Genomic DNA, 324 nt, shown 5'->3' with positions numbered 1-324 from the left:
ACCGGTAGTTCAGTTGGTTAGAATGCCGGCCTGTCACGCCGGAGGTCGCGGGTTCGAGTCCCGTCCGGTCCGCCACGGTTTCCTCGCCGACGCGTCATTGACGACCAGGCATGCAGCAGCAACATGCAGTACCAAGCAGTATGCGATCCGGGTGGTTAGCTCAGCTGGTTAGAGCACCAGCCTCACATGCTGGGGGTCACAGGTTCGAGTCCTGTACCACCCACCAATCCGAGTAAAATCGGACAATGCGGACCGGTAGTTCAGTTGGTTAGAATGCCGGCCTGTCACGCCGGAGGTCGCGGGTTCGAGTCCCGTCCGGTCCGC

At 61.1% G+C, this 324-nt stretch carries 2 tRNA genes; both read left to right on the top strand.

Annotated features, from left to right (window positions below):
- Window positions 1-149 precede the first annotated feature (149 nt).
- Window positions 150-226: transfer RNA gene (locus tag RVY79_RS18475), tRNA-Val, on the top strand.
- Between the two features lie 23 nt (window positions 227-249).
- A tRNA-Asp gene (locus RVY79_RS18470) sits at window positions 250-323 on the top strand.
- Window position 324: the final 1 nt, after the last annotated feature.

Origin of the sequence: Chromohalobacter sp. HP20-39, from assembly GCF_033052815.1 — a bacterium.
GTDB lineage: Bacteria > Pseudomonadota > Gammaproteobacteria > Pseudomonadales > Halomonadaceae > Chromohalobacter.
The sequence above is the reverse complement of the archived record's forward strand: the minus strand, read 5'-3'. Positions and strand labels throughout refer to the sequence as shown.